A 15665-nucleotide genomic window follows, 5' to 3' on the forward strand; every position below is an offset into this window, starting at 1 on the left:
AGAGCCCGCCGCATCCAGGGGCCTCTTGGAGACAACCAGCATGAAGAGCAAGACCTCCCTCCGCCAGCTCGCCAGCAGCCTGCTGTTCGCCGCCCTCTCGGCCGGCTTCGCGACGACCGCCCACGCCGACTTCACCATCGGCCAGACGGCCGGCCACACCGGCCAGGTGGCGGCCAGCGTGGGTGAGGCGACGCGCGGCGCCAAGCTCTACTTCGACATCGTCAATGCCAGCGGCGGCATCAACGGCCAGAAGATCAACCTGGTGTCGCTGGACGACAAGTTCGATCCCAAGATCGCCGCGACCAATGCCAAGCAGCTGATCGACCAGGGGGTCATCTCGCTGTTCCTGAATCGCGGCACGCCGCATACCCAGGAAATCATGCCGCTGCTCAGCGAGCACAAGGTGCCGCTGGTGGGGCCGTCGACCGGCGCCATGGTGCTGCACAAGCCGGTCCACCCGTGGCTCTTCAATGTGCGCGCCACCTACCAGCGCGAGGCCGAGCGGGCCATCGAGCACCTGAGCCTGATCGGCATGGAGCGCATCGCCATCGTGCAGGTGAACGACTCCTTCGGCGACGACGCTGTGCAGGGCGCCATGGCGGGCCTGGCCAAGACCAACAAGAAGCCCGTGGTCCACGAGAAATACGACCGCACCAAGCCCGACTTCAGCGCCATCGTGCCCAAGCTGGTCGAGAAGCAGGCCCAGGCGGTGATGTTCATCGGCTCGGGCACGGCCGTCGTGCAGGGCATGAAGGCGGTGCGCGACGCGGGCTCGACGGCCCAGCTGGTGACCCTGTCCAACAACGCCTCGATGGGCTTCATCAAGGACCTCGGCCCCATCGGCTACGGCGTCATCGTCAGCCAGGTGTTCCCTTACGAACGCTCCATCGCCAAACCCATCATCAAGGAGATCTCCGAGGCCGCCCAGAAGGCCGGCGTGGACCTGACGCCGACCGTCGTCGAGGGCTATGTGTCGGCCAAGGTGCTGGTGGAAGGCCTGAAGCGCGCCGGCAAGAACCCCACGCGCCAGAGCCTGCGCGACGCGCTGGAAAACATGAGCCGCTACGACCTGGGCGGCATCGAGCTGGGCTACGGCCCCAAGGACCACACCGGCCTGGACTATGTGGACCTGGCCATCGTGGACCAGAACGGGAAGTTCAGGCGCTAGCCCTTCCGCAGCCTTCGTTTCTAGGGGGTGACCGTGGGGTCGCCCCTTTTGCTTAGCGCGTTGGCGCACACGGCTTGGCCATTTTGGCATTCAATTGGTATCGCACCAATTCACGGCGTAGCCAGCGCGCCTGTTCCGCTGGTATTGCAACTATGTAAATCCAGCCAATCCAGAAGACCGAAGTTGCCTGCCGGCGAGTCCCAAAAGGTGCTCTGCACACCCGCCGCTTTCCCTCTTCCATTTACTGGTATCTCAGTGGTACCTTGCGCCGCGTTGACGGATGGCCGCCTGCGGGCGTCCCCGTCCGCAGGCGCCCTGCGAGCCGCAGTTGAGTAGTTCTCGCAGCCCCGAAGGCCACGCCCCGGCGCGGCCATCCACCCCCCGCTGAGACCCATCATGCGAAGAGCCCTCCCGCCCCTCAAACCTCCGCCCCCGCCGCTCAAGCGCGTGCGCGGCGCCGTCGGCCTGCTGGCCGGTGGCCTGCTCGCCCTCAGCGTGCATGCCGCGAGCTATCCGGCCTGGAAAGCCGACACCTATTACGCTGCCGGCTCGCAGGTCACCTACCAGGGTCGCAACTACAAGGCCCTGGTCAACCAGACCGACTACGCCAGCACGGGCTGGAACCCGACCAATGCCAGCCTGTGGCAGGACATCGGCGCCGCCGACGGCAGCACGCCGCCACCGCCCCCTCCACCGCCGCCGCCTCCTCCCCCACCCCCGCCGCCACCGCCGCCCAGCAGCACCTGGGATGCCAACACGGCCTACACCCAGGGCCAGACCGTGGTCATCGCCGGCGTGACCTACCGCGCCAACTGGTGGACCCGCGGCGAGGACCCGCGCACCAACAACGGCCCGACCGGCAGCGGCAAGCCCTGGACCATCGTCAGTGGCAACCCGCCGCCGCCGCCTCCTCCGCCCCCTCCCCCGCCTCCGCCTCCGCCTCCGCCTCCGCCTCCGCCTCCGCCTCCGCCTCCGCCTCCGCCACCACCTCCACCTCCGCCTCCGCCTCCGCCCCCGCCGCCTCCTTCGGGCACGCACTCGCTGGTGGGCTATCTGCACGCCAGCTTCGCGAACGGCTCGGGCTATGTGCGCATGGCGGACGTCAGCGACCTGTGGGACCACATCAACCTGTCCTTCGCGGAGCCGACCTCGGCCACTTCGGGCGAGGTGGCGTTCAAGCGCTGCTCGGTCGGCGAGTGCCCCAACGTCGAGTCCGATGCCGACTTCCTGGCCGCCATCAAGGCCAAGCAGGCCGCGGGCAAGAAGGTGCTGATCTCCATCGGCGGGGCCAACGGCCAGGTGAGGCTGGAGAGCACCGCCGCAGTCACGGCCTTCGTCAACTCGGTGGCCGGCATCATCGACCGCTGGGGCCTGGATGGCCTGGACGTGGACTTCGAGGGCCATTCGCTGCAGCTCAATGCGGGTGACAGCAACGTCGCCAGCCCGACCACGCCCGTGGTGGTCAACCTCATCAGCGCGCTGAAGCAGCTCAAGGCGCGCTATGGCAGCAAATTCGTGCTGACCATGGCGCCCGAGACCTTCTTCGTGCAACTGGGCTACAGCTTCTACGGCGGCACCTGCTCGGGTTGCGACACGCGGGCCGGCGCCTACCTGCCGGTCCTCTACGCGCTGCGCAACGACCTGACCCTGTTGCATGTGCAGGACTACAACTCGGGACCCATCACCGGGCTGGACAACCAGTACCACAACATGGGCACGGCCGACTTCCATGTCGCCATGACCGACATGCTGCTGACCGGCTTCACCGTCGCGGGCACGAGCTTCAAGTTCCCGGCGCTGCGGCCCGACCAGGTCGCCATCGGCCTGCCGGCCAACGCGTATGCAGGCGGTGGCTTCACCTCCGTGGCCGACGTGCAGGCGGCGCTGAACTGCCTGACCCAGTTGCGCAACTGCGGCAGCTATGCACCACGCACGCCGACGCTGGGCCTGCGCGGCGTGATGACCTGGTCGATCAACTGGGATCGCTACAACGGCAACGAGTTCTCGGTCAACCACAAGGCCTATCTGAACGCCCTGCCCAAGCCCTGACCGCCTGAGCTCGGCAAGGCCCGCCCGGCTTCGGCCCGGCGGGCTTTTTCTTGCCGAGCGCGGCCCACGCGGCGTCATCAACTCTTAGCCGCCAGCCCCCTCGCCTGCCGGCCCGCGCAGGGGTGCGCCGGCCCGCCCGCAAGGCCCTGCAATCCCCGTCGCGCCCCATGACGCAACCGCCCGGGCGCGCGGCGCGGGCAGCCACGGACCCGCCCTGCGGATGCGTTTTGAGGGATGGCGTGCGATCGCTCGTGGTTCAACAGTCCGCCGCCTGGGCCAGCGCACGCATTGGCCACTGCAAGGTGAGGCATGGGCATATGCAGAGCATCAACAAGCGTCTGTCCGACGAGGGGCTGCTGGGTCAGCTGACCACGAGCGTTGCCATCGACGCGCTGCTGCGAACGCTGCAGATCGACCCCACGGCGCAGCTGTCGGACCACAGCGAGGAAGGCACGGCCCTGCTGGCCGTCGCCGAGCAGGCCCTGGGCGTCTTCAACCTGAACCTGATCCCGCCGCCGCTGGTCAACCCCGAGCGCAGCTATTTCCTGTCCTTCGACGGCCCCGTGAATGCGCGCAGCGGTTTTCGGCTGGCGGTGTCGCTGCAGGACGGCGCGCCGCGGCCGCTGTTCAATCTGCTGCGCTCGCTGCCGTCGCATGGCCTGGTGGCGGCCACGCTGGCGGCGGACGGTCAGTCGCTGACGGCCGACCCGGCCAACCCGCCGGTGCAGATCGTCGGCAGCGGCCTCTTCCTGGTGCTGCAAGGCAAGGCCGGCGGCAGCGTGAGCTTGAGCCTGTCGCCCAACCGCGAGGCGCCCGACGACGTCGTCGTGCTGGCGGTGCAACCGCCCACGGTGCTGTTGGGCGGCACCGGCTTCGGCTTCGAGTTCACCCACGGCATCGTCATGGACTTCGCCGACGATGCCGGCCCGGCCGATGGCGTGGTGGTCGACGGCGTCGCCCTCGCCACGCCGGCCGACACGCCCGCCTGGCACGGCATCGCCGTCAACCGGGCACGCTTCTTCCTGCCCCCCGGCGTGCCCTTCCTGGGCGGTCATGCGGTGGACGCCTGGCTGCAGCTCGGCCTGCCGCCCACGCCGGGCATCGACCTGATCGTGCAGGCCCAGGTGCCGGCCGACGGCGACCGGCCGGCCATCAACGTGCGCATCGAATGCCGCGACCCGACGGCCACGGGGCTGGACGGCTTCGTGCCCACCCTCGTCGAGGCGGTGATGGAGCTGCCGCTGCAGGGGCGCAACGAGAACTTCGGCAAGCCCTTGAGCTTCGCGGCCGGCGTGCCGGTGCTGGCGCGGCTGCGCTATGCCCGCAAGCCGGCGCTGGCCGGCGAGGCCCCCACGTCGGAGATGAGCCTGGCGCTGGAAAGCCAGGGGCCCGACGGCCTGCTGAAGATCGACAGCACGCCCGGCGGCCTGGGCGCCAAGATCGCCGTCACCGCGGCCACGCTGGCCACCGCGCTGATCGCCCATGGCGCGCAGCAGACGAAGGCGCCCGATGGCGACGGCACCGGCGTGGTGCTGCAGACGCTGCTGGTGGCGGCAACGGGGCTGTCGAGCTTCCTGGAGCACGGCGAGCTGGTGCTGCACGGCGCCGAACTGATGAGCACCGGCGGCATGCTGCCGGCCGGCAAGACCGTGAGGCTCAAGCTCGACTATTCGGTGGCGGCCACCGTCACCGGCATCGACGTGGGCGTGCTGTCGGTGCAGATGCAGCCCGACCAGCCGCTGCGCGTGCGGGTGCGTGAGGTGGTGCTGAGCATCGACCCGAGCAAGCCGGGGCTGGAGAAATTCCATCTCGACTACGCCCGCAGCTCGCTGGAGGTGGAAGACCCCGGCGGCTGGCTGGTGCAGGGGCCGGGCTCGCTGTTCGACGTGCTGGGCACGCGCTCGGGCCGGGGCTCGATGTGGATCGAGGTCGACCTGCGCTTCAAGCTCGACCTCGGGCCGGTGAAGGTCAGCGGCGCCACCATCCGCGGCACGCTGGATGACAGTGGCAAGCTGAGCGGCGAGCTGCGTGGGCTGGCGGCCTCTATCGCGCTGGACCCCATGATCAGCGGCAGCGGCTCGGTGGCGCTGACGCCCGACGGCTTTCGCGCCGCGATGGAAGCCAGCATCATGCCGCTGGGCAACCTGGGCGCCAGCGCCGAGGTCGAGACCGAGGGCGAACTGCTCAAGCTGGCCCTCGGCGTGGACTTGCCCGGACCGCTGCCGCTGGGCAATTCCGGCCTGGCGATCTATGGCGTGGGCGGCATGTTCGCGATCAATGCCAGACCCAATCGCGTGCCGCCCGGCGATGACCCGGTACAGGCGGCGCTGGACTGGGACTACCGCAAGCCCAACCAGTTCGAGGACGACCCGGGCGCCTTCAGCTTCGGCCTGGAAGCCGTCATCGGCACCGCGCCCGACATGGGCTTCACCTTCAGCGCCCGCGCCGGCCTGTTCGTGACCACGCCCGACATCATCGTGCGCGGCTCGGTCGAGGGCCGCTACATGGGCCCGCGCATGAAGATCGCGCGCGGCGACAACGACCCCTTGTCGCTGCTGCAGGCCAAGGGCGTGATCCTGGTGGACCCGGCCGATGGCGTCACCATCGCCGTCGAAGGCAAGTACGAGATCCCCCACATCCTGACCACCATCGTGCCGGTGGGCGCGCATTTCCCGACGCACTCGGCGGCCTGGTTCATCCATCTCGGTGCCGACGGCTACACCGGCAATGCGCCCAGCGAGAGCCGCGAGCGCGGCCCGGTGCGGTCCATCTTCCTGCCCGACCTCGTCGGCCAGAGCTCCGACGCCTACCTGATGATGCGCGGCAACGGCATCACCAAGTGGCCGCGCGGCGGGCCCTACAGCTTCGGCCCGGGCAGCTTCGTCATCGCCTTCGGCGTCGGATTCGACATCGTCTACGGCCTCAAGCCGGTGCTCTGGGCCGACGTGTTCGCGCGCGCCGACATCCTGGTGGCCACCCACCCGATGAGCTTCGTCGGCGTGGGCACCATCGGCGGCGGCCTGCACATCGGCATCTTCTCGGTGGGCATAGACGCCACCATCAACGTGGTGCTGGTGGACGGCTCACCGCCCCACGTCAAGGCGCAGCTGTGCGGCAGCATCGACCTGTTCTTCGACGAGATCCACAAGTGCGTGACGCTGGAGTACGGCAACCCGACGCCGCCCAGCATGCCGGCACCGGAGCACCCGCTGGACGGCCAGGTGCATTCCCTGGTGGACGACCACTACCACCGCCTGACGCCGCTGGCCGCCCAACCCGGGGATGCGACGGCCGAGACGGCGGTGTGGCCCGACAGCATCCCGCTGCTGGCCTTCAGCACCGCGCCGCGGCTGAGCCTGGCGTCGGCGCAATTCCCCGACGCCGGCAGCTACCCCGAAGGCGGCAGCCGCGCCAAGCCCATCGGCAGCGAGCTGCTCAACTACGACTGGGAGCTGCTGGACGTCGCGCTGGTCGACGCCACCGCGGGCGATGCGCCGGTGGCCGGTCCCTTCAGCAGCGCCTGGCTGGACGGCAAGCTCGGCAACGCCGGCGGCCAGCCGCAGCCTGCCGAGCTGGCCCTGCTCACCCCCTACGGCGACCTGTGGATGCACGCGCTGGGCGACGCCGGCGCGGGGCCGGCGGACTCGCCGCTGCAGGCGCGCGCCGACATCTGCCATCTGCAGGCCAGCGCGCGCTTCGGCTGGGCGCTGGGCGCCTCGGCCACGCGCGAGGGCAGCGGCTACCGACTGCCACCTGACCCGCGCAGCACCGACCCGCTGCAAAGCCAGGTGCGGGCGCGCGTGGAGCTGCTGCTGACCCAGCCGGGGCTGGTGCCCGCGCTGCTCGACAAGTCCGCGGCGGCGGCGCTGCCCCTGCACATGGGCTACACCGGGCCGCGCGTGTGGCCGTTCGCGGCCCAGGCGCTGGACGGGCGGACCTTCGATGCCTGGCTGGACCCGGGCGCCGTGCAGCTCACGCCGCGCGTGGACTTCGCCTTCCAGCGCACGGCGCCGCGGCACGACCTGCGCATCCGGCCCGACGAGGCCCTGACCCAGCCGCGCCTGTGGCTGGTGGTGCGCGCCCAGGATTGGCTGGCCAACGCCGCCGGGGCGCAGCCCTTCATCGTCATCGACGACCTGGGGCGCCGCTGGGCACCCGACCTGCAGGCCGACCTGGGCGACGGCTGGCTGGCGGTGCGCTGGCAGCCCCCGGCCGGCGGCGCCGTGAAACTCATCGAGGCGAGCTGTGCCGCCGGAACGCGGCTGGGCCTGCTGGCCCTGGGCGGCATCACGCTGTCGGCCGCCGCGGCCGCAGCAGCCAGCAATGCCGCCGCCGCGGCCGAAGCTGCCAAGCAGAAGAAGGCCGCCACCGACGGGCCACCCGGGCCCGACGCTCTGCCATCGACTACGCGCCGCGCCGTGCTCGACCCCGGCCGGCTGTACCGCATCGACGTGCGCATGCGCTGGTCGGGCACGCTGTACGAGGTGGACGACAAGGGCAACAAGCAGGTGCTCGTGACCCAGGCCGCCGATGGCAGCACCGACGTCCTGCGCCAGTACTGGTTCCGCACCGCACCGCTGCTCGGCGCGGGCGGCAAGCCGGCGGTCAGCACGTCCGCCTATGTCGAGCTGATCCACCGCAAGCGCGACTTCTTCGACCCCACCATGTTGGAGCGCCATCTGCTGGGCTACGAGCCGGCGCAGAGCGAGCTGCACCGCTTTGCCAGCGACCCCGTGCGCATGCGCTTCGCACCCGGGCACGTGGCCCTGCTGGCCGCCGCCTACCAGTACGAGCTGCTGTGCGGCCTGCGCCGGCTCGACCAGCCCGAAGAGGTCGAGCCCGACCAGCTGCTCGTGCCCAAGCTCGCCTGGGCCAGCAGCAGCGCGCAGCTGGCCGGCAGCGCCGCCGTCGTCGCCGACGCCTATCTCGCCTCGACCTGCGGCCTGGCACCCAATGTGGTGGACATGCGCATGGACGTGAAGCTCACGCGTGACACCTGGTACGAGGTGTTCGCGCTGGCCAAGTCCAAGCGACCCGGCGTGGCGGACGGGCGCCTGCCCGGCGTGAGCTTCAGGACCTCGCGCTGGGCCGACGGCACCGAGATGCTGGCGGGCCTGCATTTCCCCATCGGCGGCCCGGCGGGCCACCCGCAGGGCGGCGTGGCGCTGCCACCCGGTACGGTGCTGGCAGCCCAGGTCAGCAGCGGTGACGACGCCGCCTTCGATGCCTTCCTGGACAGCCTGGGCCTGGACGGCTGGCCCGTCGCCAGCGCGCCGCGCATCAGCCTGCTATGGCTGCCGCCGGCCGCCGCGGCGACGCCCTGGCGTTGCGCCGGCGTGCTGATCGAGTCGCCCGAACCCGTGGTGAGGGACGGCCGCTTCGACGTGAACGACCTGCAGCTGTTGAGCGGCGCGAGCAGCGCCAACTTCAATGTGAGGCTGCGTGACCGCAGCGGCTCGCGGCTGCTGTTCGCCACGTCGGCGCCCTTCGTGCCGCGGCGCACGCGGCGCGGCATCGGTTTCCCCTGGGTCAGTCCCAAGCTGCGCCTGGTCTGCACCGACCGACCCATCGCCAAACCGGTCAAGCCGCTGCAGGGCTTGCTCGAGATCCCGCTGCAACCGAGTTTTGCCGAGGAGGCCGCATGACCAGCTGGCTTGTCGATCCGCGCTATTTCTCGGCCCATGCGGCCGCCGCCGGCATCAACGCCAGCGACCCCGAGCTGCAAAAGGGCACGCACCTGCGACTGTTCCCGTCGGCCGCACTCGGCTTTCCGCTGGCACCCTTCCTGGTGTGGCCCGTGGAGGCGTTCACGACCGAGGCGGTCGCCATGGACTGGATGACGCGTGGCGGCAAGCCGCTGCCCGCGCCGGACCTCGACGCCGCCGGCGGCGAGCTCTTCGGCCGACGCCAGCCCGAGGCGCCGAGCGACAGCCGGCTGGTCGGCATCGAGGCGCGCTTTCGCGGTGGCGGCGAGCTGGCCTTGATGGACCGCAGCGGCAGCCGTGTCATCGCGGCGCGCTCGGCCCTGCGCTGGCTCGTGGCGGCACCGCAGATCACCGGCGTGCGGCTGCGCGGGCACGGCCCGGTCACGCTGCAGGGCTGGGTGATCTCGGCCGGGCGCGCGGTGGAGGCCATCCTCAACCAGCGGCCGTTTGCCAGCCTGTCCCTGCCTGTCGATGGCGACCAGCCCTGGTATGCGGGCGGCGAAGGGCCCGACGCGGCGCTGCAGCGCGCCGAACGCGGGGCGCCGAAGCGCTGGACGCGGCCCGACCGGCCCGACGGCCCCTTCGACCCGCTGCCGCCCGCCGCCGAGCGGGCGCGCGTGGCCGCCTTCCAGGCCGACCTGGACGACGACGCGCAGCGCCTGGTGGGCGACGCCGCCGTGCCCCCCTCGCTGGTGCAGCGCGTCCACCTCTGGAACGCCGCCGTGGCCGTCGACGGCAAACGCCGTCCCTGGCAACGCGCCACCGAATGGGTGCAAGCCAGCCTGATGATGAAGGCGCTGGACGTCGGCGCGGGCCGCTACCTGGGCACCGCCGCGCTGCTGGACGACCTGCCGGTGCCGGCCAACCCCTTCGAGTTGCCGGGCGCCCGCGGCTGGCTGGCGGCCGGCCTGTTCGCCGTCGGCCCGGCGATGCGCTTCGAGTTGCCCGACCCCGACGCGATGGAGTTGCGCCTGATCGAGCGGCTGATGCAGCTGCAGCCCGGCCTGCGTCGCCCGGCCGAACTGGCCGTGCAGCGCCACGGCCTGACCCTGCGCGCCCTGGTGGCCCCCGCCTTGGCCGCGCCGCCGCCCGACCTGCTGGCGGCGCCGCAGGTGCAGCTGGGCGATGCGGGCTGGCAGCGCGAGGACGAGGGCCCGAGCTTCAGATTCCGCCAGCAGCTGCGCATCGCCACGCCGCCGCTGGCCACCCTGGTGGCGCTGGGCCGGCTGCAGGCCGACGGCTGGCAGACGCGCCATGACATCGTCGACCTGACCGTCGCCACGCCGGAGGCCGATCCGGCGCAGCGGGCAGCGCCGCGCATGCTGGGCAACGCCGACAAGCTGAACGACGGCGTCTTCGGCATCGTGTCGGATGCCGACATCGATGCCGACAACGCGCCGTGGACCTACCGCGTGGCCCTGGCCGACGTGTTCGGCCGCTTCGGCGCCGCCACCGACATCAGCGTGCCGACACCGCCGCGGCCGCCCGTGCCGCAGCCGGTGCTGCGATCCCATCTGGTGCTGGCCACGAGGGCCGCCGGCGATGCGGCCGCCGTGGCGGGCAGCGTGCGATGGACGGTGGTGGTGCCGGCCCTGCACGAGATGACGGCGGGTTCGCGCCCGCTGGCTCGCGTCGTCATCGATTTCGACGGCGCGCTGCAGGATGCGCCGGCGCCGCAGGACGGCGGTGTGCTGCACTTCGATTTCGAGCTGCCGGCCCTGTTGCCGATGGAAAGCCGCGCGCTGACGGCGACGGCGAATTTCGAAGACGACCAGGCCACGTCCGGCCCTGCCGTGGCGCAGACCCTCGTCATCCACGACCCGCGCACGCCGCCGGTGCCGCAGACCGGCATCGCCATCGTCTGGAGCAGCCGGCCGGCGCCGGCCAGCGATGTCGAGTTCAGGCTGCGCTTCACCGGCGTGGCCGGTGCCCGCTACCGCGCCTATCTGGCGGATGCGCGTGGCCTGGAGATCGCGCTGATGGAAGGCGACCGGCCGCGCACGCGCGCCGAGGTGGCCGTCGACGGCGCCCAACAGGGCCTGGCGGGCCTGGGCCGGCGCGAGCGCTTTCGCCTGCTGACCGACACACCGCTGCAGCCCGGGGGAGACGGCCGCGTGCTGTTCGACACCCGCCTGCCGCGGGCGCTGGAGACCGTGCAGTTCCTGCGCTTCGTGCCGCTGAGCAGCCAGGGCAACGAGGCGGCTTTCGAGAGCTGCCCGCTGCTGCCGGTGGCCGTGCCCAGCGACCGGCGCCCGCCCGCGCCGCGCGTCGAGACCCGCGTCGACCCGCTCAGCGGCGTGGCCACCGTCACGGTGCGTGCGCTGGGGCTGGACCTGGTGGCCCTGCGCGCCGCCGAGCCGGGGCTGTTCGACGAACCGCCGGCCGCCGATGCGCAGGCGCCCGAGTACCGCCTGCGGCGTGCCAGCGGCGGCGTGCCCGACGCCCTTTACGCCCGCGAGATCGGCCGGGGCCTGTTGCAGCGCGACGGCGACGAATTCAGTGCCGAGGTGGACGATTCGCCGACGCCCGACGGCCTGAGCGCCTATGTGCGTTACCACTACTGGGCCGAGGTGCGCATGCCGCCTGAACGCCGCCTGCCTCCCGGCGTGGCCGAGGTGGCGCTGCCCGTCGGCGCCATCGAACCGCTGCAGCCGGCGCAGCGCCAGAACGCGCCGGGCGCCTTCAGCATGGCGTCGGCGCCCGCGATGGCCCTGTTCATGCCGGCGGATGCGCCCGCGCTGCCGGCCGGCAGCGTGACGGCGACGGTCGGGGCCGGAGCCGCGGCCGGCAGCTGGCGACTGACGCTGCAGATCCGCGGCGGTCCGCTGGCCCACCCGCGCGCGGTCGGCGGCTTCGCGGTCAACCTGCATCTGAAGCTGGACGACGGCGACTGGGTGCCCGAGCCCGACCCGGTGCCGCTCGACAGCGGTGCCCTGGACCTCGTCATCGAGTGCGCCGCGCCGGCCGTGCCCGCCCTGCAGGTGGCCCTGGTGCTGGTGGACCCGGTCGGCCGTGAGGCGCCGCAGCTGAGGATGATGGCAACGCCGGTGTGATGGCAAGGCCGCCGTCGGCGGCGCCTGGGTTGACAGGGAGTTGGATTTAACCGACACCACGCCATCCCCCGCGACGCTATGGTGCCGCCGCCATGAGCTCCAACGCATCACTTCGAATCTGGGACATCTCCCCCACCGTCGCCCCCGACGCGCCCATCTTCCCGGGCGACGAGCCCTACAGCCTGCGCTGGACGGCCCAGCTGTCGCCCGGCTGCCCGGTCAACCTGAGCGCCATCACCATGAGCCCCCACGTCGGCGCGCATGCGGATGCGCCGCTGCACTACGCCAACGACGCGCCCGCCATCGCCGAGGTGGCGCTGGACACCTATCTCGGCCGCTGCCGCGTCATCCATGCCATAGGCGCCACGCCGCTGATCACCGTCGAACACCTGCAGCACGCTGAAGAGCAGCTGCCGCCGCGCGTGCTGGTGCGCGTCTGCGAGCAGGCCGACACGGTGTGGAACCCCGGCTTCACCGCCTACGCACCCGAGGCCGTCGAGTGGCTGGCCGCGCGCGGCGTGCGCCTGATCGGCATCGACACGCCCAGCGTGGACCCGGCCGACTCCAAGGTGCTGGACAGTCACCAGCAACTGCGCCGCCACGACCTGCGCGTGCTGGAGAACCTGGTGCTGGACGCCGTGCCCGCGGGCGACTACGAACTGATCGCCCTGCCCCTGAAATTACAAGGCGCCTGCGCCTCCCCGGTGCGCGCCATCCTGAGGGAACTGAAGCCATGAATCTCGAAGACGCCAAGCGGCTCGATGCCGCCGACCCGCTGCGCAGCCTGCGCGACCTGTTCACGCTGCCGGACGGCATCACCTACCTGGACGGCAACTCGCTGGGCGCCTGCCCCAAGGCCACGCCGGGGCGCATCCAGCGCGCGGTGGAACAGGAATGGGCCCAGGGCCTGATCAAGAGCTGGAACAGCGCCGGCTGGATCGACCTGCCGCGCCGCCTGGGCGACCGCCTCGCGCCGTGGCTGGGCGCGCGGCCCGGCGAGGTGCTGGTGGCGGACTCGACCTCCGTCAACCTCTACAAGGTGCTGCACGCGGCCCTGCAACTGCAGCAGGGCAAGCGCCGCGTGGTGATCAGCGAGCGCAGCAACTTCCCGACCGACAACTACATCGCCCAGAGCGTGGTGCGGGCCCACGGCGGCGAGCTGATCCTGACCGAATCGCCCGAGGACATCCCGCCGCTGCTGGACGAGCGCTGCGCCGTGCTGATGCTGACGCACGTGAACTACCGCAGCGGCCGCATGCACGACATGGCCCTGCTGACGCGCTGGGCCCACCAGGCCGGCGCGCTGGCCGTGTGGGACCTGGCGCACAGCGCCGGTGCCGTGCCCATCGACCTGCTGGGCAGCGCCGCCGACTTCGCCATCGGCTGCGGCTACAAATACCTCAACGGCGGCCCCGGCGCACCGGCCTTCGTGTGGATGCACCCGCGCCACGAAGGCCAGGTCTGGCAGCCGCTGACCGGCTGGCTGGGACACGCCAACCCCTTCGATTTCGACAGCGAATACCAGCCCGCACCAGGCATCCAGCAGTACCAGTGCGGCACGCCCGCGGTGCTGGCCATGACCGGCCTGGACACGGCCCTGGACGTCTTCGACGCGGCCCAGAAGCTCGGCGGCATGAAGGCGCTGCGCAACAAGTCGCTGGCGCTGACGGAGGCCTTCATTGACAAGGTGGAAGCCCGCGTGCCCGGTGCCGTGATCGCCACGCCGCGCGACGCCGCCCTGCGCGGCTCGCAGGTGTCTTTCGCGCTGCCCAGGGGCATCGACGGCTATGCCGTGATGCAGGCGCTCATCCATCAGGGCGTCATCGGCGACTTCCGCGCCGGCCAACCGGAGCTGCTGCGCTTCGGCTTCGCGCCGCTGTACAACGGCTTTGCCGACGTGGCACGCGCCGTGGACGTGCTCGTCGACATCCTCGACAAGAAGACCTGGGACGCGCCCCAGTTCACCAGTCGCTCGAAGGTGACTTGACCCACCCCCTACTCGCTTCGCGAGCCCCCTCAAGGGGGCACTGCCAGTGGCCCGGCAAAGCCGGCTCCACGGCAGTCACTCGGTAAGGCACTACGCAATCCCATGGCAACCATCGATCACCACGGCGCCCAGCTCGATTTCTCCAAGGACATGAGCTACGGGGACTATCTCCAGCTCGACGCCATCCTGAACGCGCAGAAGCCGCTCTCGCCCGACCACAACGAGATGCTCTTCATCGTGCAGCACCAGACCTCGGAGCTGTGGATGAAGCTGATGCTGCACGAGCTGCACGCGGCCGTCGCCAACGTGGCGGCCGACCGCCTGCCCGAGGCCTTCAAGATGCTGGCGCGGGTGTCGCGCATCATGGAGCAGCTCGTCCATGCCTGGGATGTGCTGGCGACCATGACGCCGCCCGAGTACAGCGCCGTGCGGCCTTATCTCGCCAAGAGCAGCGGCTTCCAGAGCGCCCAGTACCGGCGCATCGAGTTCATGCTGGGCAACAAGAACGCCGCCATGCTCAAGCCCCACGAACACCGGCCCGACCTGCTGGCCCAGGTGAAGGCCGCCTTCGAGGCACCGTCGCTCTACGACGAGGCGCTGAAGCTGATGGCCCGCCGCGGCATCGCCGTGCCGGCCGCCAACCTCGACCGCGACTGGACCCAGCCGCATGTGGCCGACGAGGGCGTCAAGCAGGCCTGGCTGACCGTCTACCGCGCGCCCGAGAAGCACTGGGACCTCTACCAGATGGGCGAGGAACTGGTCGACCTGGAGGACGCCTTCCGCCTCTGGCGCTTCCGCCACGTGACGACCGTGGAGCGCGTCATCGGTTTCAAGCGCGGCACCGGCGGCACGGGGGGCGTCAGCTATCTGCGCAAGATGCTGGACGTGGTGCTCTTCCCGGAGCTGTGGACGCTGCGCACCGAGCTCTGATGTCGATCCGAGGCCAGGTCGTTCGTCGTCCACGACGAACCCGTTGAAAGGCCACGATGAAACTCCTGCTCACCTCCGCCGGCATCCGCAACCCCAGCATCCACACCGCCCTGCTGGACCTGCTGGGCAAGCCCATCGAGGCGTGCCATGCCCTGTGCATCCCGACGGCGCTGTACGGCCACCCCTACGGCACGCCGGAGAACACCTGGCGCTTCATCAGCGGCACCCAGGCCTCCACGCCCATGGCCGAGCTGGGCTGGAAGTCGGTCGGCGTTCTGGAACTGACCGCGCTGCCCAGCATCGACCGGTCGCGCTGGGAGGGCTGGGTGCGCCAGGCCGACGTGCTGCTGGTCAACGGCGGCGACGCCCTCTACCTGGCCCACTGGATGCGCCAGTCCGGTCTGGCCGGCCTGCTAAACACCCTGCCCGACATGGTCTGGGTGGGCCTGAGCGCCGGCAGCATGGTCATGGCCCCCAGGGTCGGCGAGGCCTTCATCGAGAACAAGCCGCCCCTCACCGGCGAGGACAAGGCCCTGGGCGTCGTCGACTTCGCCATCTTTCCCCACCTGGACTATCCCGGCTGGCCCGACAACAGCATGGCTGCCGCCGAGGTCTGGGCGGCCGACATCGGCTGCCCGTCCTATGCCATCGACGACGACACCGCCCTCAAAGTGGCGGACGGCCGGGTGGAGGTCATTTCAGAAGGCCGGTGGAAGGCTTTCGGCCGCTGAGAGTCCCTGGAGACTTGGGGGGCGTGACCTACCGGATGCCCC

General features: G+C 71.0%; 8 protein-coding genes. All 8 read left to right on the forward strand.

Annotated elements, in window-relative coordinates:
• The first annotated feature begins 40 nt into the window (after window positions 1-40).
• Window positions 41-1168 carry an ABC transporter substrate-binding protein gene (locus tag AC3WOE_RS27395; protein ID WP_492695104.1) on the forward strand — a complete coding sequence of 376 codons (1128 nt, stop codon included), beginning with the start codon at window positions 41-43 and terminating at the stop codon, window positions 1166-1168.
• A gap of 396 nt (window positions 1169-1564) precedes the next feature.
• The gene (locus tag AC3WOE_RS27400; protein ID WP_492695106.1) at window positions 1565-3217 is read left to right on the forward strand and encodes a chitinase; all 1653 of its coding nucleotides are present in this window, start codon (window positions 1565-1567) and stop codon (window positions 3215-3217) included.
• Between the two features lie 317 nt (window positions 3218-3534).
• Entirely contained in the window at window positions 3535-8862 is a 5328-nt protein-coding gene (locus AC3WOE_RS27405) for a hypothetical protein (protein ID WP_492695108.1), read from the forward strand.
• Window positions 8859-11975 carry a hypothetical protein gene (locus AC3WOE_RS27410; protein WP_492695109.1) on the forward strand — a complete coding sequence of 1039 codons (3117 nt, stop codon included), beginning with the start codon at window positions 8859-8861 and terminating at the stop codon, window positions 11973-11975. The genes AC3WOE_RS27405 and AC3WOE_RS27410 overlap by 4 nt, the downstream gene beginning before the upstream one ends.
• A 92-nt stretch (window positions 11976-12067) precedes the next feature.
• On the forward strand, window positions 12068-12712 hold the full coding sequence (kynB, locus tag AC3WOE_RS27415; RefSeq protein WP_492695111.1) for an arylformamidase: 645 nt from the start codon (window positions 12068-12070) through the stop codon (window positions 12710-12712).
• A complete protein-coding gene (gene kynU, locus AC3WOE_RS27420) occupies window positions 12709-13962 on the forward strand; it encodes a kynureninase (protein ID WP_492695113.1) in 1254 nt (417 codons plus the stop codon). The genes kynB and kynU overlap by 4 nt, the downstream gene beginning before the upstream one ends.
• 102 nt (window positions 13963-14064) lie before the next feature.
• Window positions 14065-14892 (forward strand): tryptophan 2,3-dioxygenase, encoded by an 828-nt coding sequence (kynA, locus tag AC3WOE_RS27425; protein ID WP_492695114.1) that lies wholly within the window; start codon window positions 14065-14067, stop codon window positions 14890-14892.
• A 56-nt stretch (window positions 14893-14948) separates the two neighbouring features.
• Window positions 14949-15623: a Type 1 glutamine amidotransferase-like domain-containing protein gene (locus AC3WOE_RS27430; protein WP_492695116.1), complete on the forward strand. Its 675-nt coding sequence runs from the start codon at window positions 14949-14951 to the stop codon at window positions 15621-15623.
• Window positions 15624-15665 lie beyond the last annotated feature (42 nt).

The sequence above is a fragment of the Roseateles sp. FW305-36 genome (assembly GCF_058787015.1).